General features: G+C 71.7%; 21 protein-coding genes and 1 pseudogene. 13 read left to right on the top strand and 9 right to left on the bottom strand.

Annotation, left to right across the window (positions count from 1 at the left end):
- Positions 1-20: 20 nt before the first annotated feature.
- Positions 21-446 (bottom strand): D-aminoacyl-tRNA deacylase, encoded by a 426-nt coding sequence (gene dtd, locus CG719_RS14935; protein WP_100569156.1) that lies wholly within the window; start codon positions 444-446, stop codon positions 21-23.
- A 172-nt stretch (positions 447-618) separates the two neighbouring features.
- On the opposite strand from dtd, the gene CG719_RS14930 reads away from it, so the two are divergent.
- The 6 genes from CG719_RS14930 to CG719_RS14905 all read left to right on the top strand — a co-directional run bounded on the left by CG719_RS14930 (position 619) and on the right by CG719_RS14905 (position 8,176).
- Positions 619-1,284, top strand: a complete 666-nt coding sequence (locus CG719_RS14930) for an RsiG family protein (RefSeq protein ID WP_100569095.1) — start codon at positions 619-621, stop codon at positions 1,282-1,284.
- A gap of 86 nt (positions 1,285-1,370) precedes the next feature.
- Positions 1,371-2,630, top strand: a complete 1,260-nt coding sequence (locus CG719_RS14925) for a GNAT family N-acetyltransferase (RefSeq protein ID WP_100569094.1) — start codon at positions 1,371-1,373, stop codon at positions 2,628-2,630.
- 423 nt (positions 2,631-3,053) lie between these two features.
- Positions 3,054-3,971, top strand: a complete 918-nt coding sequence (locus CG719_RS14920) for a winged helix-turn-helix domain-containing protein (protein WP_100569093.1) — start codon at positions 3,054-3,056, stop codon at positions 3,969-3,971.
- 123 nt (positions 3,972-4,094) lie between these two features.
- Positions 4,095-4,973 carry a winged helix-turn-helix domain-containing protein gene (locus CG719_RS36425; protein ID WP_100569092.1) on the top strand — a complete coding sequence of 293 codons (879 nt, stop codon included), beginning with the start codon at positions 4,095-4,097 and terminating at the stop codon, positions 4,971-4,973.
- A 29-nt stretch (positions 4,974-5,002) separates the two neighbouring features.
- Complete coding sequence (locus CG719_RS36420) at positions 5,003-5,722, top strand: HAD family hydrolase (protein ID WP_234375589.1); 720 nt, start codon at positions 5,003-5,005, stop codon at positions 5,720-5,722.
- 396 nt (positions 5,723-6,118) lie between these two features.
- Entirely contained in the window at positions 6,119-8,176 is a 2,058-nt protein-coding gene (locus tag CG719_RS14905) for an aminoglycoside phosphotransferase family protein (RefSeq protein ID WP_100569155.1), read from the top strand.
- Positions 8,177-8,179: 3 nt separating this feature from the next.
- On the opposite strand, the pseudogene CG719_RS14900 reads toward CG719_RS14905, so the two are convergent.
- A pseudogene (locus CG719_RS14900) lies at positions 8,180-9,244 on the bottom strand (MerR family transcriptional regulator); the annotation flags it as partial.
- Positions 9,245-9,441: 197 nt separating this feature from the next.
- Here CG719_RS14900 and CG719_RS14895 point away from each other — a divergent pair.
- From CG719_RS14895 to CG719_RS14885, 3 genes are all read left to right on the top strand, one after another.
- The gene (locus CG719_RS14895) at positions 9,442-9,978 is read left to right on the top strand and encodes a helix-turn-helix domain-containing protein (RefSeq protein ID WP_100569090.1); all 537 of its coding nucleotides are present in this window, start codon (positions 9,442-9,444) and stop codon (positions 9,976-9,978) included.
- A 113-nt stretch (positions 9,979-10,091) separates the two neighbouring features.
- The gene (locus tag CG719_RS14890) at positions 10,092-10,772 is read left to right on the top strand and encodes a hypothetical protein (RefSeq protein WP_100569089.1); all 681 of its coding nucleotides are present in this window, start codon (positions 10,092-10,094) and stop codon (positions 10,770-10,772) included.
- Positions 10,773-10,902: 130 nt separating this feature from the next.
- Positions 10,903-11,235 (top strand): DUF2516 family protein, encoded by a 333-nt coding sequence (locus tag CG719_RS14885; protein WP_376495866.1) that lies wholly within the window; start codon positions 10,903-10,905, stop codon positions 11,233-11,235.
- A 36-nt stretch (positions 11,236-11,271) separates the two neighbouring features.
- Here the strand turns inward: CG719_RS14885 and CG719_RS14880 are convergent, their stop codons facing one another.
- From CG719_RS14880 to CG719_RS14870, 3 genes are all read right to left on the bottom strand, one after another.
- On the bottom strand, positions 11,272-12,600 hold the full coding sequence (locus CG719_RS14880) for a PP2C family protein-serine/threonine phosphatase (RefSeq protein WP_100569088.1): 1,329 nt from the start codon (positions 12,598-12,600) through the stop codon (positions 11,272-11,274).
- 341 nt (positions 12,601-12,941) lie between these two features.
- Positions 12,942-14,060 (bottom strand): C40 family peptidase, encoded by a 1,119-nt coding sequence (locus CG719_RS14875; protein WP_199836641.1) that lies wholly within the window; start codon positions 14,058-14,060, stop codon positions 12,942-12,944.
- A gap of 201 nt (positions 14,061-14,261) precedes the next feature.
- Complete coding sequence (locus CG719_RS14870; protein WP_100569087.1) at positions 14,262-15,047, bottom strand: SAM-dependent methyltransferase; 786 nt, start codon at positions 15,045-15,047, stop codon at positions 14,262-14,264.
- A gap of 377 nt (positions 15,048-15,424) precedes the next feature.
- Between CG719_RS14870 and mshA the strand changes: the two genes are divergently transcribed.
- Both mshA and CG719_RS14860 read left to right on the top strand, forming a co-directional pair.
- Entirely contained in the window at positions 15,425-16,762 is a 1,338-nt protein-coding gene (gene mshA, locus CG719_RS14865; protein WP_100569086.1) for a D-inositol-3-phosphate glycosyltransferase, read from the top strand.
- Positions 16,755-17,282, top strand: a complete 528-nt coding sequence (locus tag CG719_RS14860; RefSeq protein ID WP_100569085.1) for a YbjN domain-containing protein — start codon at positions 16,755-16,757, stop codon at positions 17,280-17,282. Before mshA ends, CG719_RS14860 begins: the two co-directional genes overlap by 8 nt.
- Positions 17,283-17,295: 13 nt before the next feature.
- On the opposite strand, the gene CG719_RS14855 is transcribed toward CG719_RS14860, so the two are convergent.
- A complete protein-coding gene (locus CG719_RS14855; protein ID WP_100569084.1) occupies positions 17,296-18,111 on the bottom strand; it encodes a helix-turn-helix domain-containing protein in 816 nt (271 codons plus the stop codon).
- A 49-nt stretch (positions 18,112-18,160) separates the two neighbouring features.
- On the opposite strand from CG719_RS14855, the gene CG719_RS14850 reads away from it, so the two are divergent.
- Complete coding sequence (locus tag CG719_RS14850) at positions 18,161-18,589, top strand: DUF2000 domain-containing protein (RefSeq protein ID WP_234375587.1); 429 nt, start codon at positions 18,161-18,163, stop codon at positions 18,587-18,589.
- Positions 18,590-18,722: 133 nt separating this feature from the next.
- Here CG719_RS14850 and CG719_RS14845 read toward each other — a convergent pair whose 3' ends face one another.
- The gene (locus CG719_RS14845) at positions 18,723-19,985 is read right to left on the bottom strand and encodes an MDR family MFS transporter (protein WP_100569082.1); all 1,263 of its coding nucleotides are present in this window, start codon (positions 19,983-19,985) and stop codon (positions 18,723-18,725) included.
- Between the two features lie 186 nt (positions 19,986-20,171).
- On the opposite strand from CG719_RS14845, the gene CG719_RS14840 reads away from it, so the two are divergent.
- Positions 20,172-20,933: a phosphoglyceromutase gene (locus tag CG719_RS14840; protein WP_100569081.1), complete on the top strand. Its 762-nt coding sequence runs from the start codon at positions 20,172-20,174 to the stop codon at positions 20,931-20,933.
- Between the two features lie 751 nt (positions 20,934-21,684).
- Here CG719_RS14840 and CG719_RS14825 read toward each other — a convergent pair.
- Positions 21,685-21,900, bottom strand: coding sequence for a hypothetical protein (locus CG719_RS14825; RefSeq protein WP_100569078.1), 216 nt, complete (start codon positions 21,898-21,900; stop codon positions 21,685-21,687).
- Positions 21,901-22,128: 228 nt separating this feature from the next.
- On the bottom strand, positions 22,129-22,617 hold the full coding sequence (locus CG719_RS14820) for a nuclear transport factor 2 family protein (protein ID WP_100569077.1): 489 nt from the start codon (positions 22,615-22,617) through the stop codon (positions 22,129-22,131).
- Positions 22,618-22,670: the final 53 nt, after the last annotated feature.

Below are 22,670 nucleotides of genomic sequence, written 5' to 3'. Positions count from 1 at the left end.
CGAGGCTCACACCTGCCGGTTCACACCTCCAGCAGGACGGTGAACGGGCCGTCGTTCGTCAGCGACACCCGCATCCGCGCGCCGAACCGGCCCGTCGCCACCGTCGCGCCCAGGGAGCGCAGCCGCGCGACCACCTCGTCCACCAGCGGCTCGGCGACCTCGCCGGGCGCGGCCGCGTTCCAGGTGGGGCGGCGGCCCTTGCGGGCGTCGCCGTACAGCGTGAACTGGCTGATGACCAGCAGCGGGGCGCCGGTGTCGCTGCACGACTTCTCGTCGTGCAGCATGCGGACCGACCAGAGCTTGCGGGCCAGTTGCGCCGCCTTCTCCTTGGTGTCCTCGTGGGTGACCCCGACGAGGACGCACAGCCCCTCGCCGTCGATGGCCCCCACCGTCTCGCCGTCCACGACGACGCTCGCGCCGTCCACCCTCTGCACCACCGCTCGCATGCCGACCATGATGCCTCTCGGCCGTCCGGGTGCCGTGAGGGGGCCATATCGTGCTTCTTTCCGCTCCGTAACCCTCCATCCGGGGCCGATCGGGCGCACTCGGTCACATCATGGCCACTCAGGGTGGCACGATGCTGTCGTACGCGCCGGTCGAGGGGACGGTTGAGGCGCCATGAGCACATCGAGTACCGAGCGGCACCCGGCGGCGGCCTCGCCGATCCTCGCGGAGGTCGCCGACGCCCACCGGCCGCCGGTGCAGCGCACCGACAGCCCCGGGCCGCCCTCCGTGGACCCCGGGCCCGGCTCTCCGGGCACGGGGTACGCACATCCCGACCTGACCGCGCTGAGCCTGCCGGAGCTGCGCGCGCTGCGCCGGCAGGCGCAGCGGGACGAGGCCGACCTGAGCTACGTACGGCGGCTGCTCCAGGGGCGGATCGACATCCTGCGCGCGGAGCTGGCCCGGCGCGGGCCGGAGTCCGTCCTGGGCGCCGGGCAGGTGTCCGCGCCCGAGCAGGGGTCCGTCGTCGAGCGGCTCGCGGAGATCCTCAAGGACGCGCCCGCCCGGCAGCGCTCCTCCGCCCGGCATGTGACGCTCGGCACACCGCACGGGGAGGAGTACCGGCAGCTCGCCGCCGAGATGCTCGCCGAGGTCGAGTTGTCGGACCTCGGGGCGCGTACGGACCGGGAGCTGGGCGCGGCGATGGGGCGGCTGGTGCGGTACGAGCAGCAGGTGTCCGGGCGGCGGCAGCAGTTGCAGCGCACGGCCGACGGATGCGGCACGGAGATCGCCCGCAGGTACCGCGAAGGGGAGGCCCAGGTCGACGACCTGCTCGTCTGACGCGGTCCGTGAGGCGCGAGGGGCGGGACGGCGGGGTGGAGGAAAACACCGCGACACCCCGCCCCCGGCGCCCCTACTGTCAGCCCATGACTGCCGCCAGCCCCGACATCGACGTACGGACCATCACCGAGGCCGAGATCCCCGACTGGGGCCGCGCCCTGAAGACCGGCTTCCTGCGTCCCCCCGGCGTCTCCGAGGCCGAGATCGCCGACCTGCGCACGTACGTCGAGCCGTCCCGCACCCTCGGCGCCTTCGACGCCGGCCGGTGCGTGGCGACGTTCCGGTCCTTCCCGCAGGAGATCACGGCCGTCGGCGGGGCGACCGTTCCCGCCGACGCGATAACCAACGTCAGCGTCACCGCCACCCACCGCCGACGCGGCCTGCTGACCCGGATGATGGCCCAGGACCTGGCGGCCGCGAAGGAGCGCGGTGACGTCGTGGCGACCCTGATCGCCGCCGAGTACCCGATCTACGGCCGTTACGGCTTCGGTCCGGCCGCCTGGATGACCGAGTGGGCGATCGACGTGCCCCGGGCCGGCCTCGACCCCCGCCGGTCGGGGCCGGAGGACGGCGGCCGGGTCGACCTCGTGGACGCGGAGGACGTACGCAAGCTCGGCCCGGAGCTGCACGAGCGGCTGCGCCGCGCCCAGCCCGGTGCGGTCGACCGCTCCGACCGCTGGTGGCAGGTCAGCACCGGCGTGGTGCGCCCGGACCCCAGCCGGTGGACCGAGCGTTTCCACGCCGTCTACCGCGCCGCGGACGGCACGGTCGAGGGGCTGGCGGTGTACCAGTGCGACGAGACCTGGTCGGACGCCAAGCAGCCGCTGAACACGGCCACCGTGAAGGACCTCGTCGCGGTGACCCCGGCCGCCGAGCGCTCGCTGTGGCTCCACCTGTGCTCGATCGACTGGATCATGAAGGTCAAGAGCGGCTGGCGGGCCTCCGACGACCTGCTGCCCCACTTCCTTCCCGACCCGCGCGCCGCCACCGTGACCACGCACGCGGACTGGCTGTGGGTGCGGATCCTCGACGTCCGTCGGGCCCTGGAGGCGCGGACGTACGAGGGCACGGGGACGCTGATCCTCGACGTCCTGGATCCGGCCGGAATGGCCGGCGGGCGCTGGCGCCTCGAGGCGTCGCCCGCCGGAGTGAGCTGTACGCCGACGACCGGGAGCGCCGATCTGACGCTGGACGTGGCGCAGTTGGCGACCCTGTGGCTCGGCGACGAGTCGGCGGTGCGGCTCGCCGCGCTGGGCCGGGTCCGGGAAGAACGAGCGGGCGCCGCCCGTGGGGCCGACGCCCTGCTGCGTACGTCCAGGCGGCCTTGGTGCCCGGACATGTTCTGAGCGCTCCTTCCTGCCGGTGCCGGGTGACGGGTATGACGCATCCGTAGCGTGGCTGTTCAGTTGTGGCGGTACGAGACGGTCTTCAGTTGTGGCTGTGCCGCATGTTCGGTTGTGGCTGTGCCTGCCGTACCCGCCGGCTGCGCACCGGCTGTTCGTGCCGGCTGCGTGCCGGCTGTTCAGTTGTGGCTGTGCCTGCGCGGTGCCGGATACCGGCTGCCGCTCCCCGTTGGCGCGCCGGCCGACCGGGCTCCCGGCTCCCCTCCGGAAGGGAGCACGGTCGTACGTACCAACCGTCACCTGGTGGCCAACACTTGGAAGGTTCGGCCATGTCGCTCAAGTTGGCTACCAACTCCACTGCTGTTATCTCCGCTTGGAAGCGGCTCATAACCACCTTCCCGTGAACTGCCGCAAGATGGCGGGAAGTTGTACCGTTTTGCCGTGGACCCGGAACATGCCTCCGTCAATGGACGGAAGAGGTCACAGCGGCCACAGAGGTCACACCGCGAGGTGGCCGACGAACTGCGGCACCGGATCAGGACCGGAGTGCTGCGGCCGGGCCAGCGCATGCCCACCCAGGCGGAGCTGGCCGACGAGTTCGGCGTCGAGCGCGGGGCCGTGCGCCAGGCCCTGGGCATCCTCCAGGCGGAACACCTGCTCACCAATGTGTCCAAGGGGAGCCCGGCGACCGTCGCGGCCGGCCCGGTGGGGGCCCTGACCGGCCCCGCCGCCCGGCCGCTGCCCACCACGGCCGCGCTGGCGCCCCGTATCGAGGCCGCCTTCGACGCCTCCCACGTCGCGATCGACGCCTTGTGCCTGACCGCGATCTCGCTCAACCTGGCCATCGGCGAGCCGTTGCGGCAGATCCACGCCGGGCGACTGAAACCGGCCAAGGTCGACGTCCGCGTGCTGCTGCCCAGCCGGGACATCGACCTCGCCTTCCCCGTGCCGGTGGACGCCTCCGACGCCGGCCGGCTGCGCCGCGGCTGGCTGGCCCAGCGCAACGCCCAGGGCCAGGTGCTCAAGCACAACCTGCTGGCCCTGCGTGCCACCCACGGCATCGACGTGCACGTGACCTTCCGCGCGCTGCCCTTCACCCCGCCGGTCAAGCTGTACCTGCTCAACGACGGGGAGGCGCTCTTCGCGTACTACACACTGCGGCGGCGTGAGCAGGAGATCGACCAGGAGCCCCTCGAGCTGTACGACGCCGAGGGGACCCGGTCGATCCTCTTCGCCTTCGAGCAGGGCGCGGGAGCGCGGGACACGGCCTTCGTCGAGCAGTCCCACGTGTGGTTCGACGCGCTGTGGGAGACGATCAGTTCGGAGCTGCTGCTCACGAGCTGAGGGCACCCATCGCGCCGTGCTCGGTCGAGTTGGTGACCAACTACGTTTCAGTTGTCTCCACTTGGTCGCTATCAATGAACAAGTTCCAAACAACTCCCTTCAGATGGAGCAAAGTTGTAACGTTTGGTCGTGACCCAGGAGAGCGTGGCCGTGAACGGCAGCAGAAGAAGCTCGCCCCAGGAGATCGCCGGCACCCTGCGGGAGCGGATCCGCACCGGCGAGCTCCGGCCGGGCGACCGCCTGCCCACACAGGCCGAACTCGCCGAGGAGTTCGGGGTGGAGCGCGGCGCCGTGCGCCAGGCCCTGCGGGTGCTCCAGGCCGACGGCCTGCTCAGCAACGTCACCAAGGGCAGCCCGCCGCGCGTCGCCGCGCCCGTCGCCGCCCGCGCCGAGCCGCAGCCGACGATGGTCGGCCTCGCGCCCCGGCTCGTGGAGGCCTTCTCCGCCCGGCAGGTCAGGATCGACGCGGCCTGCCTCACGGCCGAGTCCCTGATGATCGCCGTCGGCGAGCCGCTGCGGCTGATCCACGAGGGCCGGCTGCGCCCCGAGTCGATCGACGTGCGCATTCTGCTGCCGTCCCGCAACATCGACCTGGCCTTCCCGATCTCGGTGGACCGGCCGGCCGAGGAGGACCCGGTCCACGGGCGCTGGCTCACCCAGCGCAACGCCCAGGGCCATGTCCTGAGCCACAACCTCAAGGCCCTGCGCGCGACCCACGGCATCGACGTCCGCGTGGCCTTCCGCGCGCTGCCCTTCACCCCGCCGGTCAAGCTCTACCTGCTCAACGGCGCGGAGGCGCTGATGGCGTACTACATGATCACCCGCCGCGAGGAGGCGGCGGACGACGGGACGCTGGACATGTACGACGTCCTCGGCACGGAGTCCCTGCTGTTCTCCTTCGAGCAGGCGACCGGGCAGCGCGACGCCGCGTTCGTGGCGGAATCGCAGAAGTGGTTCGACGCCCTCTGGGAAACCATCACGTCGGATCTGACACTCTCCTAGTGACTTCTGATACGACGCAGACCGAAGCGGTGACAGCCGAGACCGGGAACGAGACCGAGGAACTGCGGAACCTGATCGCGGATGCCCATGTCGTGCTCTGGGACTTCGACGGGCCGATCTGCCGGCTGTTCGCCGGGCATTCGGCGGAGCGGGTGGCGGACGAACTGGTGCGGTGGCTGGAGGGCCAGGGCCTGCACGGCGTGCTGACCGGCCCCGAACGGCAGTCGCACGACCCGCACGTCGTCCTGCGCGCCGTGGACCGCCGGCACCCCGGCAGCGACCTCGTCACGGAGCTGGAGGCGCGGCTGACCGAGGAGGAGCTGCGAGCCGTCCCCTCCGCGCAGCCCACCCCGTACGCCGACCCGCTGATCCGCACCTGGAAGGCCCTGGGCTCGCGCCTGGCCGTCACCACCAACAACTCGCCCCTGGTGGTGCGCGAGTACCTCGACGGCCGCGACCTCGGCGGCTGCTTCGCCCCGCACGTCTACGGACGCACCCGGGACCTCAAGCCCCTCAAGCCCGACCCGCACTGCCTGAACCGCGCCCTGAGCGCCACGGGCGCGGCTCCCGACCGGGCCCTGATGATCGGCGACACCCCCGCGGACCACGAGGCCTCCCTGCGGGCCGGCGTGTCCTTCCTCGGCTACGCCCGCAACGCCCGCAAGGAGAAGCTGCTCAGGGAGGCGGGCGCCACCGTCGTCGTGGACTCCCTGGAACCGGTACTGCGGACCCTGCGGGACGGGCTCTGAGCGCCCCGCCGGTTGGGGCGGGCGGCACGGCCGCCACACGGGTCTCCTGTAGCATGCGCGCACCGCATGAGCAATAGCTCCGCTTCGCACGTATGGCACGCAAGAGGTGGCGTGCGAGGTGACCTCGACGGTGCGACGCAGGCCGGAGACCACAGGCAGGGGCACGCCACCCGTTGTGCCGATGCCGGGTGCGCTCCGATCGTGTCCGTTATGGCACCTGGCGTACCTTTTTCCACACCATCACTTCTGAGTACTTGAGCAACTGGAGCGGCCGTGGGCGCACCTCCTCCCCGTCCCTTTCTCGGGGAACACGCCCTCCACGACGTCAGGGCGTTCGTGCGGCTCGCCGCCAGGCTGGGCCGGGCGAGCGGCGGTCATCACCACCAGAACCACGTCATGCCGCTGACGGAGCGTATGGCGCGGCTGCTCGGCGGGGAGGCCGGCGCGTCGGTGACCGTGCGCGTCCGCCGGGCCCAGGTGCTGCCCGTGGTGATCAGGACCTGGAAGAACGAGGGCGACATCCTCGACACCGTCACAGGCGTGCTGCCCCACGTTCCGAAGTGCCTGGTCCAGCAGGAGTCCTTCGCGATCCACAGCCATGTCGAGGGTGTTCCGCTCGCCGGCGTCTGCGGTGACGGGAAACCGGTCGACACACTGCTGGTCAAGGCGCTGGCGGAACTGCTCGCCCGGACGACCCAGGTCCGCAGGGAGGTGGTGCCCCCGCTGCCGCCCGAGTGGCCGCGCAACGAGAAGGACAGCCAGGCGTTCCTGCAGACGCTGGCGCGGCTCGCGGACCGGCAGATCAGGCAGGCCAACTGGCAGGACTTCGGCGGGCTGTTCGCGGCCCTGGGCATCCCCGAGGACGCCCTGGTCCGACTGGCCGAGCGCGTGCCCGCGATGGCCAGGCGGCCGTACAGCCTGCTCCACGCGGACCTGCACCGGGACAACCTGATCATGTCGTACGACGGTGATCCGGCCCTCGTCGGCGTCGACTGGGAACTGGCGACCTACGGCGATCCGCTGCACGACCTCGCGACGCACCTGGTCCGCATGCGGTACCCGGATCACCAGTGGCACGAGGTGATCGACGCCTGGGCCGAGGCCATGAGCCGCGTCCGCCCCGCCTCCGCCAACGGCCTGGGCAAGGACCTGCGGCACTACGTCGCCTTCGAGCGGGCGCAGTCCGTCTACCCGGACGTGATGCGGGCGGCGAGGGCCCTGGAGGACGCGCCCGACCAGAAGAGCCTGGACGAGGCGACGGCGTCCGTGCGGCGGGCGCTGGAGGCCGCCGCCGAACCGCTCGGACTCAGGAACGTTCCGGACACCGCGCAGATCGAACGCATCCTCTTCCGCCGGAGAGCCTCCCGGTCGGCGGGGCGGACCGGCGGTGCTGGGCGGGCCGCGGAAGCGGTGTCCTGGTCGTGGGACCCGCGCCTTCAGGAGCGGCCCGACTTCCCCGACTCCGCGATCCGCCACGCGCTGCTCGCCGAGGGCACTGCCCCGGCCCGGTGGGTGCTCAAGGGCACCGCCCACCTCAACTCGGTGGTCCGGGTGCCCGAGTCGGACGTTCCGGTGGTGGTACGCCGCAAGGTGGCGAACGTCTGCCGCCGCGAGCCGAGCTTCCTCAGCGAGCATGCCGTGCTGCGGGCCATCGAGCGGTCCGGCGTCCCTGTGGCGGCGCCGAAGGTCCTCGCCCTGGGCCGCAGCCACCGGGGGGAGCCCTGCGCCATCCACACGTACGCCGGCCCCGACGACCCCGACCGCCCGCCCAGCCATCCGGAGCACGGCCTGCGACCGCACGAGGCGGACGCGCTCGTCGACCAGTTGTGCGCGCTGACCGGAGTGGACTACCGGGAACTCGACCCGGTCGCGGGGAAGGAGGCCTTCTTCAGCTGGCTGTGCGACCAACTGGTGATCCTGGTGGACGAGCTGCCCAAGGAGTCGCGGCAGCTGGCCCGGTTCCTCGGCCTGCCCGGCGCCTCCCGGCTCAGGCAGATCCTCTCCCGCTTCCGGGTCGGCTCCCGCCGTCCGTCGCTCCTGCACGGCGACCTGAACCCGTGGAACCTCGTACGCCGCGAGGACGCGCTCGCCCTCACCGTCATCGACTGGGAGATGGCCCTGATCGGCGACCCGCTGTACGACCTGGTCCGGCACATGCACCTCACGCCGACCCGCCCGGAGATCCGCGAACGCATGTTCAGCCGCTGGGAACGCCGCCTGCCCGCCGAGTACACGGCCGGCTGGCGGGAGGACTGGCGCGTGTACCACCGGCTGGAGACCGTCCGCTCCGCCTACGTGGACCTGGACCGCCTGGTGACCGGCGCCGGCCTGGACGCCCCCAACGTCCGCCGAGCCGTCGACTCCTACGCGATGACCCTCGCGGCGGCCACGGGCTTCCTCGGCCTGACGGTCCGCGCCACGGCGAACCCGCATTTGGCCCGGGCACTGGACTAGCCCCACGACGTCGGCGACCACACAGCTGACGTTGTCCGGCCCGCCGGAGCCGTTGGCGAGGGCGACGAGTTCGCGGACCGTCCGCTCCGGCTCCCCGGCGTCGGAGAGCACCCGGTGGATCTCTTCGGCCGGTACGACGGTCGACAGGCCGTCGGAGCAGAGCAGGTAGCGGTCTCCCTGCCGGGCGTCGTGCAGACGCATGTCGGGGGTGCCGTCGGCTCCCTGTCCCAGGGCTCGTATCAGGAGCGACCGCTGGGGGTGGGAGGCGGCTTCTTCCGGGCTGAGACGTCCCTCGTCGACCATCGTCTGCACCATGGTGTGGTCGTGGGTGATCTGGAACAGCTCCCCGTCGCGCAGGAGGTGGACGCGGCAGTCGCCGATGTGGACGAGGGCGAGTTGCGAGCCGGTCCAGAGCATCGCGGTGAGGGTGGTGCCGGCCTCTTCGGAGGAGGAACCGGTCCCCGCGATGCCGTGGACAGCCTGTTGGGCCTGTTCGATCGCGTCCTCCAGGACATTGAGGAGGTCGCCCGCCGGGATGCTGTCGGCTTCGAGGTGCTTGAGCGCGTCGACGGCGGCCGCGCTCGCGGGGGCTCCCTGCCTGCCGTAGCCGTCGGCGACGGCGAGCAGCCGGGGCCCGGCGAAGGCGGTGTCCTGGTTGCTCTCGCGGACGAGGCCGGTGTCGGACAGGGCGGCGTAACGGATGCCCAGGGGCTTGGTGGTCGGGGACATGGCAGGGTCCTTCCGGGACAGGTGGTCGATGAGGAAGGCGGCCAGGTCGCGCCGTGCGGCGGTGTCGGCCTCGACCCGGGCCCAGAACGAGCGGATCTCCTGGGTCGCCTCGGCCGCCTCCAGCGCGCAGACGAGCTGGATGCGGGCGAGGGGCATCCCCAGACGCCGAAGCCAGGCGACCAGCCGGGCGCGCTCCAGTTGCTCCGGTGCGTAGAGGCGGTAGCCGGTCACCGGGTCGACACGGGCGGGGGTCAGCAGGCCGAGTTCGTCGTAGAGGCGCAACGCCTTCGGTGACAGCCGGGACGCCCTCGCGAACGCCCCGATGGTCAGCAATCCCATGCCCGCCCCTCCTCACGCCGAGCACGTCGCCCGGCCCCTCGATGCTGTGGCCTGCCCCAAGGTGAAGGTCAATGCCGGGCTCCGCGCGACCCCGTCCGAGGCTCTCCCACCCATTCGGGGGTATGCGAAAGGCGGGGGGCTCACTCTTGCAAGCAAGATGCTTGCAATTGTTAGCGGGAGTGGTGCAAGGTGGAGGCATGGCATCGCTCAACGTCGGCAATCTCGGTGAGTACCTGCGCGAGCAGCGGCGCAACGCGCAGTTGTCGTTGCGGCAGCTCGCCGATGCCGCCGGGGTGTCCAACCCGTACCTGAGCCAGATCGAGCGCGGGCTGCGCAAGCCGAGCGCGGAGGTGCTCCAGCAGGTCGCCAAGGCGCTGCGGATCTCCGCGGAGACGCTGTACGTGCGGGCCGGGATCCTCGACGCCGAGCGGGACCGGGACGACGTCGAGACACGCGCCGTCATCCTCTCCGACCCGTCGCTGAACGAGCGGCAGAAGCAGGTGCTGCTCCAGATCTACGAGTCCTTCCGCAAGGAGAACGGGTTCGGGACCGCCGAGACGGACGGCACCGGCGACACCGGTGGCCCCACCGGCCACGGCACCCGCGCGGCGGACGACGGCGACGGCGACGGCGCCGACCAGGGCTCCATACCCGTCCGGACCGCCCCCGCCGGGCCAGGCCGTACCGGCACGTCCGGCGGCAGTGACGCCGATCCGCGGGAGGCGGCGGGCTGACATCAGTGATCCCAGCGATCCCACGGTCACGGCCCGTACGGGGCGGGCGTGCGGCCCGACCACCGCGGAAACCCACAACCCTCAGCCACAAGCGATCCGGGAGAACCAGCACCATGGCCATCACCGACGACCTGCGCAAGACCCTCAGTGACCCCACGCCGCTCTACTTCGCCGCGGGCACCGCGGACCTGGCCCTCCAGCAGGCCAAGAAGGTGCCCGCCCTGGTGGACCAGCTGCGCGCCGACGCCCCGGCCCGTATCGACGCGGTGCGCAACACCGACCCGAAGGCCGTTCAGGCGCGTGCCACCGCCCGCGCCAAGGAGGCCGGCGTCCGTGTCAGGGAGACGCAGGAGAACCTCCAGACCAGGGTCAACGGCTTCCTGAACTACCTGGACAGCGATCTCAAGAAGCTCAGCACCAACCTCGACGCCGATCTGAAGAGGCTCGGCGAGAGCGCCCAGGACCTCGCCCTGCGCGGCGTCGGCGTCGCCGCCGAGTACGCCGTCAAGGCCCGTGAGACCTACGAGAAGGTCGCCGAGCACGGTGAGCAGGCCGTGCGGACCTGGCGCGGCCAGGCCGCAGACGGCATCGAGGACATCGCCGAGGAGGTCGAGGAGCTCGCCGTCGCCGTCGAGCCCGAGCCGAAGGCGGAGCCGGTCGTGGTCAAGGAGGACGGGCCCGCCGAGAACGGGGCCACGCCCATCACGGCCAAGAAGAACCACGGGAAGGGGAAGGGTCCGGCCATGCGCAGGACCCCGCCCACGGCGAAGAGGGCCACCCCGCCCACCCCGTAGGCGCGCCGAAGGAACATGGGGCGGGCCGGGCACTCCTTGGGCGCCCGGCCCGTTCTTATGGATACACGGCGGCCGGGCACGGGTACGGTGGCCGTACAGAGGACTCGATCGGGTGGTGGGCATTGTGCTGATGACGGCGTTCGGCGGCTTCCTGTCGCTGCTCTACCTGGCGATGCTGGTGCTCGCCGTGGTGGCCTTGGGGATGGCCGTCCTGTACCGGGATGACGCGTACCGCGCGGCCGACAAGCAGAACAAGGGCTTCTGGCTGATCATCCTGGGTGTCGCGGTCGCGGTGAACCTGCTGGTGCCGATGCTCTTCCTGCAGATCGCGGGCCTTGTCGCCACGATCGTCTTCTTCGTGGACGTCCGCCCCGCGCTCAAGCACGTCTCGGGTGGCGGCTTCGGCCGCCGCCGCGGCAGCAGCAGCGACGGCCCGTACGGGCCCTACAACGGCGGCCGGTGAACCCCCGGGCCGACGGCGGCCCGCGGCGTCGGTCGGCTACGGCTCCCGGTCCAGCAGGACCACGGCCACATCGTCGGTGAGTTCGCCGCCGTTGAGCCCGCGCACCTCGTTCACCGTGGCCCGCAGCAGCCCCTCCCCACGCAGACCCTCGTCGAGCTGGCGGCGGACCACATCGACCATCCCGTCCTGACCCAGCCGCTCACCGCCCTCCCCGATCCGGCCCTCGATCAGACCGTCGGTGTAGAGCATCAGGCTCCACTCCGCGCCCAGCTGCACCTGCATCCGGGGCCAGCGGGCGCCCGGCAGCAGACCGAGGGCGGGGCCGTTGTTCTCGTACGGCAGCAGCCGGGCGGGCCGGCCAGGAGTGATCACCAGCGGTGACGGGTGGCCGGCCAGGCACAGTCCCGCATGGCGCCCGTCGGGCGCTATGTCCACCGCGCACAGGGTCGCGAAGATCTCGTCGTCGGAGCGCTCGTGCTCAAGGACCTGCTGGAGCGTGCCCAGCAGCTCGTCCCCGCACAGCCCCGCCAGGGTCAGCGCCCGCCAGGCGATACGCAGCTCCACACCCAGCGCCGCCTCGTCCGGGCCGTGCCCGGAGACGTCGCCGATCATGGCGTGCACGGTGCCGTCGGGCGTGCGGACGGCGTCGTAGAAGTCGCCGCCGAGCAGCGCGCGCGAGCGGCCGGGGCGGTAGCGGGCGGCGAAGCGCAGCGTGGACCCGTCCAGCAGGGGGGTCGGCAGCAGGCCGCGCTCCAGCCGGCGGTTCTCCTGCGCGCGCAGCCGTCCCTCGGCGAGCCTGCGCTCGGCCGAGTCGGAGCGCTTGCGCTCGACCGCGTACCGGATCGCACGGCTCAGCAGCCGCCCGTCCAGCTCGTCCCGGAACAGGTAGTCCTGGGCGCCGACCCGCACCGCCTGGGCGGCGCGCTCGGCGTCACCGGAGGAGGTGAGCGCGAGAACGGCGTGCCGGGGCGCGAGTTCGAGTATGTGCCGGAGCACGGCGAGCTCGTCGTCGTCGCCCGCGGACCGGCCGGGCGCGGGCAGCGCGAGGTCGAGCAGGATGCAGTGGACGTCGTCGGTGAGCAGCCGCTCGGCCTCGGTGAGGTTGCGGGCCCTGCGCACGCGGATCGGCTTGCCGGACGCGTCGAGCAGTTCGGGCACCATCGGCGAGCCGACCGGGTCGTCCTCGATCAGCAGCAGCGTGAGCTGGGTGGTGTTGGCCGGCGTTGCGGCGCGGCTGTCCTTCTCGACCGTTGGTTCCTTACGCGGGGCCTGCGCTGCGGAGGTGCCGTCGCCGTGGGACGCGGTCTGTGCCTGGTCGCACTCCGCGGCCGGGACCGTCCTCTGCCGCGGTACGGGCACGGGCATTGTCCTGGGTTCCTTCCCTCCCCCCGAGGGCATGGCGGTAACCAAGGGACCTCGGGCCGCCGACGGGGACATTAGCGGTAGTCGGCGCCGCGGGGGAATGGTGTGGGGCGCGTCGCTCCGGCTTTCGCCCCTGTCATATGCCGCGATCCCTACCGGAGTTGGACAGGGCGCCGCCGGGGCCGGAATGACGAAGGTCACGTCCCCCGTGAGTTTGGTGGCGGCCGGGGGTGCGATCGGTCACGTGGCCGGGGTCACCGGGGAGTGGGGAAAGGGGCGTCCGGCCCGTGGAGGCTCAGTGCGTGTCCCGCCCTGGGGGCGCAGTCGGTGTCGCGCCGTGGGGGCTAGTCCGTGGTGGGCCGTACGACGCCCAGGATCGGCATCGAGCCCGCCCCGGCCAGCGTCACCGTGCGCCCCGGGCGCGGTGCGTGGACGATCGTGCCGTCGCCGACGTACATCCCGACATGGCTGGCGTCATCGAAGTAGATGATCAGATCGCCGGGCCGCATGTCCTTGATGTCCACGCGCTCGAGTTGCTGCCACTGCTGCTGGGAGGTGCGCGGGACCGGGTGGCCGGCCGCCGCCCAGGCCTGGGAGGTGAGCCCCGAGCAGTCGTACGTGCGGGGACCCACGGCGCCCCACTGGTACGGCTTGCCGAGCTGGGCCGTGGCGAACTCGACCGCCTTCCTGCCCGACGCGGACGCCCTGCCCTTGAGTTCGTCGAGGATCCCGGTGCTCAGCCAGGCCGACTGCGCCTGATCGGCGGCCTGCCGCTCCAGTTCGGCGAGGCGCTCGCGCTGCCGCTTCTCCAGCTTTGCCTCGAGCTGCTCGGCCTCCTTGATCCGCTGCTTGATCCGCTTCTTCGCGGCGGCCTTGGCCTTGCGGCCCGCCTCCAGCTCCCGCAAGTGGTCGGCGGCATCGCCCGCGTACAGCTCCAAGTCCTGCTGGGCGCGGGTGGTTTCCTCGATCAGGTTCTTGGTCGCCCGCTGGCTCTGGAGCAACCGGCCTGCCCCGTCGAAGAAGTCCTGCGGGTCGTTGCCCAGCATCAGCTGGACCTCCGGAGGCAGGCCACCCGTGCGGTACTGGGCGCTGGCCGCGGCGCCGGCGCGTTCCTTCAGACCGTCGAGTTTCCGCTGTTCGTCGGCGATCTTCCCGTTCAGGTCCGTGATCTCGGCGGACTGCTTCTTCGCCTTCTCGTCGGCCAGGTTGTAGGCGTCGGTGGCGACGGCCGCGTCGTGGTAGAGCTCGTCCAGCTCGGCGCGGACGGCTTCGAGGTCCTGGTCCGGCGGGAGCGTGACGGAGGGCGGGGACGAAGGCGAGGGCGCGGACGAGGAAGCGGGTGCGGCGGGCGGCGCCGGGTCCGGCAGCGCGCGCGCGAAAGCGGTGCCCGGTGCTCCCAGCAGCGTGACCGCGCAGACCACGGTCACGGCCGCCGCGAGCACGCTGTGCCTGCCCCGTCCCATACTCGCCCCCCAGCTGGTTAACCGTCAGTAACATGCAGACGCTCGGGTGATCGTGCCACGACTCGGCGCAAAGCGACAGAGGTGTGGCGATCTCCCGGCGATCTCCCCGTCTGTGTGACGAACGACCCGCAAAGATCGTTCCCCGCAGGTCACGGTGGTTGCGCGGGCGGTCGTCCGGCCGCCGCGCGGCTGGTCGGCCGGTCAGTTCCGCGGCGCCAACGCCCGCCAGTCGATCGTCACTTCGCCCTGCCGCCACCGCGTCGGACCGTCCGTCACCGGCCAGTCGGCCGCCAGGTCGCGCACCGAGCGGATCCAGCGCTGCCGGGCGCCGTAGGAGGCGTACGGCGCCGCGCTCGCCCAGGCGCGGTCGAAATCGCGCAGGAAGGCGTGCACCGGCTCGCCCCGGACATTGCGGTGGATGAGTGCCTTCGGGAGGCGTTCAGCCAGGTCGGACGGTCGGTCCAGAGAGCCGAGCCGGGTGGCGAAGGTCACCGTGCGGGGGCCCTCGGGACCGAGCGCGACCCAGACGTGCCGGCGGCCGATCTCGTCGCAGGTGCCCTCGACCAGCAGCCCTCCGCGCGAGTGCCCGTCCGCCGGGGCGAGCCGCGCGCGCAGTCGCTCCCAGACGGCGGCGACATCTCCCTCGTCGTACTGCCGCAGCACGTTCGCCGCGCGGATGAGGTGGGGGCGCCGCGGGACGGGAACCTCGAAGCCGCCGTGCCGGAAGACGAGTCCTTCGCGCTCGTACGGCTTGGCGGCCGTGACCCGGGCCGGTTCGATCTCGACGCCGACCACGCGCGCGCGTGGAGCGGCGGTGCGCAGCCGGGTCAGCAGCTCGACCGCCGTCCAGGGGGCGGCGCCGTAGCCGAGGTCGACCGCCACCGGATCGGCGGCGCGGCGCAGTTCGGCGCCGTGCACGGCCGCGATCCAGCGGTCCATGCGGCGGAGCCGGTTGGGGTTGGTCGTCCCGCGCGTCACCGTTCCCACGACGGGGGTCCCCACTCTCGAGCGAAGCCGAGAGTGGGGGAGGGGCGCTGCGAGGGATGTCATGCATACGAGGGTATGGCGCCCCTCGGCCCCCATGGCACGGACGTACCACCCCCTCCCTCGCGGGCCCGTGCCGCGGCCGTTCCATCACGTCGCGTGCGCGTGCGCGTGCGTCGCGCCGTGCTTTTGCGGTACCCGCAGTCCGTCGCGTGCCGGTCGCGCCCGGGCGGCACGCCCACCGGGGTCGAACGGTTGAGCGAGAGTCGGTAATGATTGAGTAAAGGAACCGGGTGTGGAAATGGAGTCGGGGCCTCCGGCGTTGGGTCTTGGAGGGCGCTCGGCGCCCTCGGCATGCCCGCAACGAGGAGGAACGCCACGTGAGCCAGTACGTCAGCAGGCTCGGGCGTCGTTCCCCGACAGCCCCCACGCGGCTGCGGCTGCACCGTCGGCCCCGGCGCGTCGCCATGCTCTCCGTGCACACCTCACCGCTCCACCAGCCCGGCACGGGCGACGCCGGCGGCATGAACGTCTACATCGTGGAGCTGGCCCAGCGGCTGGCCGCCCAGGGCGTCGAGGTCGAGGTCTTCACCAGGGCCACCGCGGGGGACCTGCCGCCCGCCGTCGAACTCTCCCCGGGCGTCCTCGTCCGGCACGTCGACGCCGGCCCCTACGAGGGCCTGGCCAAGGAGGAACTGCCCGCCCAGCTCTGCGCCTTCACGCACGGTGTGATGCAGGCCTGGGCCGGCCAACGCCCCGGTCACTACGACCTCGTCCACTCCCACTACTGGCTCTCCGGCCACGTCGGCTGGCTCGCCGCCCAGCGCTGGGGCGTCCCCCTGGTGCACGCCATGCACACCATGGCCAAGGTCAAGAACGCCAGCCTGGCCATGGGCGACACCCCCGAGCCCGCCGCCCGCGTCATCGGCGAGACCCAGATCGTCACCGCCGCCGACCGGCTGATCGCCAACACCGACGAGGAGGCGGGCGAACTCGTACGGCACTACAGCGCCGACCCCGCCAAGGTCGCCGTCGTGCACCCCGGCGTGAACCTCACCCGCTTCCGCCCCGGCGACGGCCGCGCCGCCGCCCGCGCCCGCCTCGGCCTGCCGCAGGACGCCCTGATCCCGCTGTTCGCCGGGCGTATACAGCCGCTCAAGGCCCCCGACGTGCTGCTGAGGGCCGTGGGCGTCCTCCTCGACCGGCGGCCCGAGCTGCGCTCCCGCATCGTCGTGCCCGTCGTCGGCGGCCCGAGCGGCAGCGGCCTCGCCAAGCCGGAGGGGCTGCAGAAACTGGCCGCCCGGCTCGGCATCGCCGACGTCGTACGGTTCTGCCCGCCGGTCGGGCAGGACCGGCTGGCCGACTGGTTCCGGGCCGCGTCCGTCCTGGTCATGCCCTCCTACAGCGAGTCCTTCGGCCTCGTCGCGATAGAGGCGCAGGCCACCGGCACCCCGGTCCTCGCCGCCTCGGTCGGCGGGCTGCCGGTGGCCGTACGGGACGGCGAGACCGGATTCCTGGTCCAGGGCCACGACCCGGCCGACTACGCGCACATGCTGAGCCGCTTCGCCGACACCCCGCACCTCGCCGACCGGATGGGCGCCGCCGCCGCCCGGCACGCGCGGTTCTTCGGCTGGGACGCGTCGGCGGCGGCCACGGCCGACGTGTACACGGCCGCGTTGCAGGCCCACCGGCGTCGCGTACGCTCGCCCCATGGGTAGCGCCACGGGTGCCACGGGTGAGGCGGAGCAGCAACGGGCGACGCGGGTCGTCGAGGACGTGCTCAAGGGCGCCGAACTGGAGTGGGAGAGCCCGCGGTCCGGCACCTACGTTGTGAAGCTTCCCGGCATCCGCAAGCTGTCGACCACTCTGTCGATGATCGTCGGCCGGCACTCGCTGTCCCTGAACGCCTTCGTCATCCGCCACCCCGACGAGAACGAGTCCGCCGTCCATCGCTGGCTGCTGGAGCGCAACCTCAAGCTGTACGGCGTGAGTTACGCCGTCGACCAGCTCGGCGACGTCTACGTCGCCGGCCGGCTGCCGCTGGCCGCGGTGACCGCCGACGAGGTCGACCGGCTGCTCGGGCAGGTTCTGGAGGCGGCCGACGGCAGCTTCAACACCCTGCTGGAACTCGGCTTCGCCTCGGCGATCCGCCGCGAGTACGCCTGGCGCGTCTCGCGCGGCGAATCGACCCGCAACCTGGAGGCGTTCGCACACCTGACCCGGCGTCCGGCCGGCTGACGCCCACCGGGCCTCACGTCCCGGGCCTGCCGCGCGAGGTCCCGCGGCCGTAGCGCCCCGGAGTCACCCCCACGAGTCTCCTGAAGTGCCGGGTGAGATGGGCCTGGTCGTAGAAGCCGGTCTCGGCGGCCACCTCGGCCGGCTTCCGCCCGGCCAGCAGCAGCCGGCGGGCGCGGTCCACCCGGCGGGACATCAGGTACTGGTGCGGAGCGATGCCGTAGGCACCGCTGAACGCCCGTACCAAATGGGCGGGATGGGCCTGCACCAGAGCCGACGCCTCGTCGAGGGTGACACCCTGTGGCAGCCGCTCGTCGATCAGTTCGCGCACCCGGCGGGCGAGGGCGGGGTCGCGGCGCGGGGCCGCGACAGCGAGCCGTGGCCGCAGATGCGCGCGCAGCCGTTCGCCGATGAGCGTCAGCCGGCTCTCCGCCTCCAGCTCGTCACCGGGCAGCGTGAGCGCGGTGTGCACCTGCCCGACCCGCCGCCGCAGCACCGGATCACGCAGGTCCGGCCCGTCCACGGCCGCCCCGATGAGCTCGTCGCCCAGGTGGGACGTGTCCAGGTACAGCACCCGCTTGCGGAAGCCGCGCGGGCCGACGGGCGAGCCGTTGTGCGGGACGTGCGGCGGCAGCAGGGACACGGTGTCGTGCGGCGTGCCGTGCTCGTGCCGGTCCAGGTCGTACCGTACGGCGCCGTCGTCCACGATCAGCAGCGTCCACGCCTCGTGCACGTGCATCGGGTAGGCGTACTCGGTGAAGTGCGCGTGGAACACCTCCACGACGCCCGGGACACGCGGGCGCCAGGCGGAGACGTTCCGCTGCGGGGCCATGCAAAGAACGTACAAGACGACGCGGGACGGAGTTCGGGAGTCTCCCTCCATGAACGACGAGCAGCCCATCCGCTTCGACACCAAGATCGCCGTCCTGCTGCGGGAGGACCTGGAGCCCTGGCAGCGCCTGAACGTCACCGCGTTCCTGGTCAGCGGCCTCGGCACGACGGTCCCCGAGGTGATCGGGGAGCCGTACGAGGACGCCGGCGAGGTGCCCTACCTGCCTATGTTCCGCCAGCCGGTGCTGGTCTTCCAGGGCACCAAGGAGACGCTTACGGCGGCGCACGGGCGGGCCCTGTCCCGGTCCCTGCCGTGCGCGGTCTTCACCTCCGACCTGTTCACCACGGGCAACGACCGCGACAACCGGGCCGCGGTCCGGGCCGTGCCGACCGCCGAGCTGGATCTCGTGGGGCTCGCGGTGTACGGCCCGCGCAACGCGGTGGACAAGGTGCTGAAGGGCGCGCGGATGCACCCGTAGAGCGGAGGTATCCGTAGAGCGGAGGTATCCGTGGTGCGGAGGCGTCCGTGGTGCGGAGGCGGCACTGGGCGGAGGCGTCCGTGGTGACGCCGCCGCCGAGTGCCGCCTCCGGCTGGTGACTACTCCGCCCGCCTCACGCGGTGCCGACCTCGGTACGGGGCTCGGCGCGGGATTCCACGACGGCCGGCCCGGCCTTCGGCAGGTGGCGCATCAGGGCCCAGTAGCCGAGGGCGGCGGCCGTGCCGACGGCCGCGCACATGCCCCACAGCAACTCGGCGCCGAACCGGTCGATGACGGTGCCGGACATCAGGGGCGCGACCAGGGCGGCCACCGACCAGGACAGGGTGTAGACGCCCTGGTAGCGCCCGCGCCCGTGCGCCGGGGAGAGCCGGACGACCAGCCCGGTCTGGGTGGGCGCGTTGATCATCTCGCCGAGCGTCCACACGCACACCGTGAGCGCGAACACACCCACCGAGCCGGCGAACGCCGTGAGCCCGAAGCCGTACCCGGCGAGGAGCGCGGAGACGATCAGCAGCCGTCCGGGGTCCCGGTGCTCGATGAAACGGGTGACCGGGATCTGCAGGGCGACGATCAGGAACCCGTTGACGGCAAGGGCCGTGCCGTAGTCGGCGGGCGTGAAGCCGGCCCGGCCCATGGCGATCGGCAGCCCGACCGACCCCTGTTGGAAGACGACCGCGATCAGGAAGGACGTTCCGACGACGCCCATGAACCGCCCGTCCCGCAGGACGGTCCACAGCCGGACGGGGTCGCCGCCGTCGTGGCTCGCGTGCGCGTCCGGAACCGGCCGGGACTCGGGCAGCTTCAGGAAGACGACGATCGCGCAGGCCATCGTCATCGCGGCCTCGATCAGGAAGCCGGCGAGATAGCTGTACTCGGCGATGAAGCCGGCCGCCATGGAGGAGATGGCGAAGCCGAGGTTGACGGCCCAGTAGTTGAGGGAGAAGGCGCGGACCCGGTCCTCGGGCCGCACGATGTCGGCCATCATCGCCTGCACGGCGGGCCGGGAGGCGTTGCTGGCCATGCCGACCAGGAAGGCGACGGCGGCGATGGCGACGGGGTCCCGGACGAACCCGAGCGCCGCGACGGACACGGCGGTGGCGGACTGGGCGACGAGCAGGGTCGGCCGCCGTCCCAGCCGGTCGGCCATCACGCCCCCGGCGAGCGAGGAGACGACCCCGCCGAGCCCGTGCAGCGCGGCGACCAGACCGGCGTACGAGGCGGAGTAGCCGCGGTCCAGGGTCAGGTACAGCGCCATGAACGTGGCGACGAAGGCGCCGAGCCGGTTGACGAGGGTGCTGGTCCACAGCCACCAGAACTCTCGGGGGAGCCCGGAGACGGTCTCGCGGGCGGCGCGTCTGAGACTGGCGACGGACATGGACGACCCCCCGGGGATGTACGCGGATGTAAGCGGCTGAAGCGGCGAGCACAACTTACGTGGCGGCGGCCGTGCAGGACCACTCGATTAACAGAAGCCGTCAACTGTCGGGGCTGCGCCGGGGGCTGCCGTCCGCCTGCTGGGCGCCGGGGCAGGGGCCCGAATGCGTGGATTACGCTCTGAGGCATGGCCGACGCACCGTACAAGCTGATCCTGCTCCGCCACGGCGAGAGCGAGTGGAACGCGAAGAACCTGTTCACCGGCTGGGTGGACGTCAACCTCAACGAGAAGGGCGAGAAGGAGGCGGTCCGCGGCGGTGAGCTGCTGAAGGACGCCGGCCTGCTGCCCGACGTGGTCCACACCTCCGTCCAGAAGCGCGCGATCCGCACGGCCCAGCTCGCGCTGGAGGCCGCCGACCGCCACTGGATCCCGGTCCACCGCTCCTGGCGCCTGAACGAGCGCCACTACGGTGCCCTCCAGGGCAAGGACAAGGCCCAGACCCTTCAGGAGTTCGGCGAGGAGCAGTTCATGCTGTGGCGCCGCTCCTACGACACCCCGCCGCCGGCGCTGGACCGCGACGCCGAGTACTCCCAGTTCTCCGACGCGCGCTACGCGAACCTCCCGCCGGAGCTGCGTCCGCAGACGGAGTGCCTGAAGGACGTCGTCGTCCGCATGCTCCCGTACTGGTTCGACTCGGTCGTCCCCGACCTCCTGGCCGGCCGCACGGTCCTGATCGCCGCCCACGGCAACAGCCTGCGCGCCCTGGTCAAGCACCTCGACCAGATCTCGGACGCCGACATCGCGGGCCTCAACATCCCCACCGGCATCCCCCTCTCCTACGAACTCGACGCCGACTTCCGCCCCGTCACCCCGGGCGGCAAGTACCTCGACCCGACCGCCGCGGCAGCCGCCATAGAGGCGGTCAAGAACCAGGGCAAGAAGAAGTAAGCGCCCACGAACAAGCCCCCTACCTGCGGGTTCTCCGTTGGTAGGGGGCTCTACGCTCGCGCGGGAGCGCCCCGCGGCGCGTGGCTGCGGGGCGCCTTGTGGGGTCTAGTCGATGAGATTCCGCCCGTTGTACGTACCGCCCTTGCAGGTGAAGTCCGTAAAATCGGGCGTTCCGCCGCCCTGCCTGCACTGAGCACCGCTGATTGCGCCACTCTGTGCGGTGGCGGTGGCGGCGCCTGTGAGGCCGAGTCCGGCGAGGGCTGCCGTGGCGCTGACGGCGGCGAGGATTCGTCGAATGCGCATTTGGTTCCCCTTTCACGGATTACCTCGATTGCGGCACTAGTCAGCTTGATCCTCACCCATGTGGGCGTCACGTCATGTTGCGCCATTCAGGTGACATGACTGTCAGGTGCGGGGTCGGTGGCGCGACCCGTCGGACAGGCCCTAGAACAGGCCCCAGGCGGTGTCCGGTCCCGGTAGATGCTTGACACTTTGGTCCCAGCTGATGGTTGACAGTGGCCGTGATCGGCTTTTCTGTGCGTGTCGTTGCGGCGTGTGTGGGGAGGCCGGGATTGGCGCTGGTGGAGTTGTCGGTTGTCGAGCAGAGATACCGGGCTGTCTTGGCGGTGCTGGCGGGTGCGACGGGTCGGCACAAGTCCCTGCGGCTCTCCCGGCTACGCTCGCGCAGGAGCGCCCCGCGGCGCGTGGCCGCGGGGCGCCTTGTGGGGTTCTGCGGGGCGCCTTATGGGGTTTAGTCGACCGGCTGCCCGTCGTACTTACCGCCCTTGCAGGGGTTGCCCGGCTCATTGATCATGGGCTTTCCGCCGCCCTCCTCGCACTGAGAAGGGGTGACGTAGGAGGGGGCACCCTGTGTGGTGGCGGCGGTGGCGGTGGCGGCGCCTGTGAGGCCGAGTCCGGCGAGGGCTGCCGTGGCGATGGCGGCGGCGAGGATTCGTCGAGTGCGCATTCGGTTCCCCTTTCACGGATTGCCTCGTTTGGGGCACTAGTCAGCTTGATCTTCACCGATGTGGGTGGCACGTCTTGGTGCGCCATTCGGGTGACAGTGCTGTTCGTGACGCGACCCGTCGGACAGGCCCTGGAACGAAGAGACCACCCCCGGCCGGACGCCGGCTGGACGGCATCAGGTGCGCGTACACGCGGACGGTCAGACGGGCGGTGGACCACGGCCTTTGCGTCACGCTCCCGGTATGGCCATGGGCATGTCCATCAGGACGTCATGGCGAACGATCTTCCACTCGCCGTTCATGCGGCGCAGCCGGGTGTCGTAGTAGCCCGACTCGTACGGCACCACGGTGCCCTGTGCGCCCAACGCGCCTTCCGGCCAGCCGGTTTCGGGGCGGCGCCGGGCGCGCACCCGGAACACGACGAACTGTGCGTTGAGATGGGCGCTGTCGCCGTCGACCTCGATGATGCAGTCCGAGGTGGTGTGGTGACTGGAGCCGCCCTCCGGGTGCGGTTCCATGAAGTTCTCAACCGCGTACCGCACTGCCACACCGCCGATCAGAGGCTCGCCGACCGGCTCGTAGGTCCCCTGGCCGGTCTTGGCGTGGATCTGCACGACCGCGTCGTCCGTGAACAACGCGCCCTGTGCCTTGCCGTCGCGCGCGTCCGTGGCACGGACGTAGCGGGCGAGTACCTCCTGCACTTCGCGCTCACTGGTCATGGTTCGGCTCTCCTCGTGTACTGCGTGGCTGGCGGCCCTGCCGCACTGTGGCG

Source organism: Streptomyces sp. CB01373 (assembly GCF_002803075.1).
Taxonomy (GTDB): Bacteria; Actinomycetota; Actinomycetes; order Streptomycetales; family Streptomycetaceae; genus Streptomyces.
Note: the sequence above shows the minus strand (reverse complement) of the source record. Positions and strands in the feature narration are given on the sequence as shown.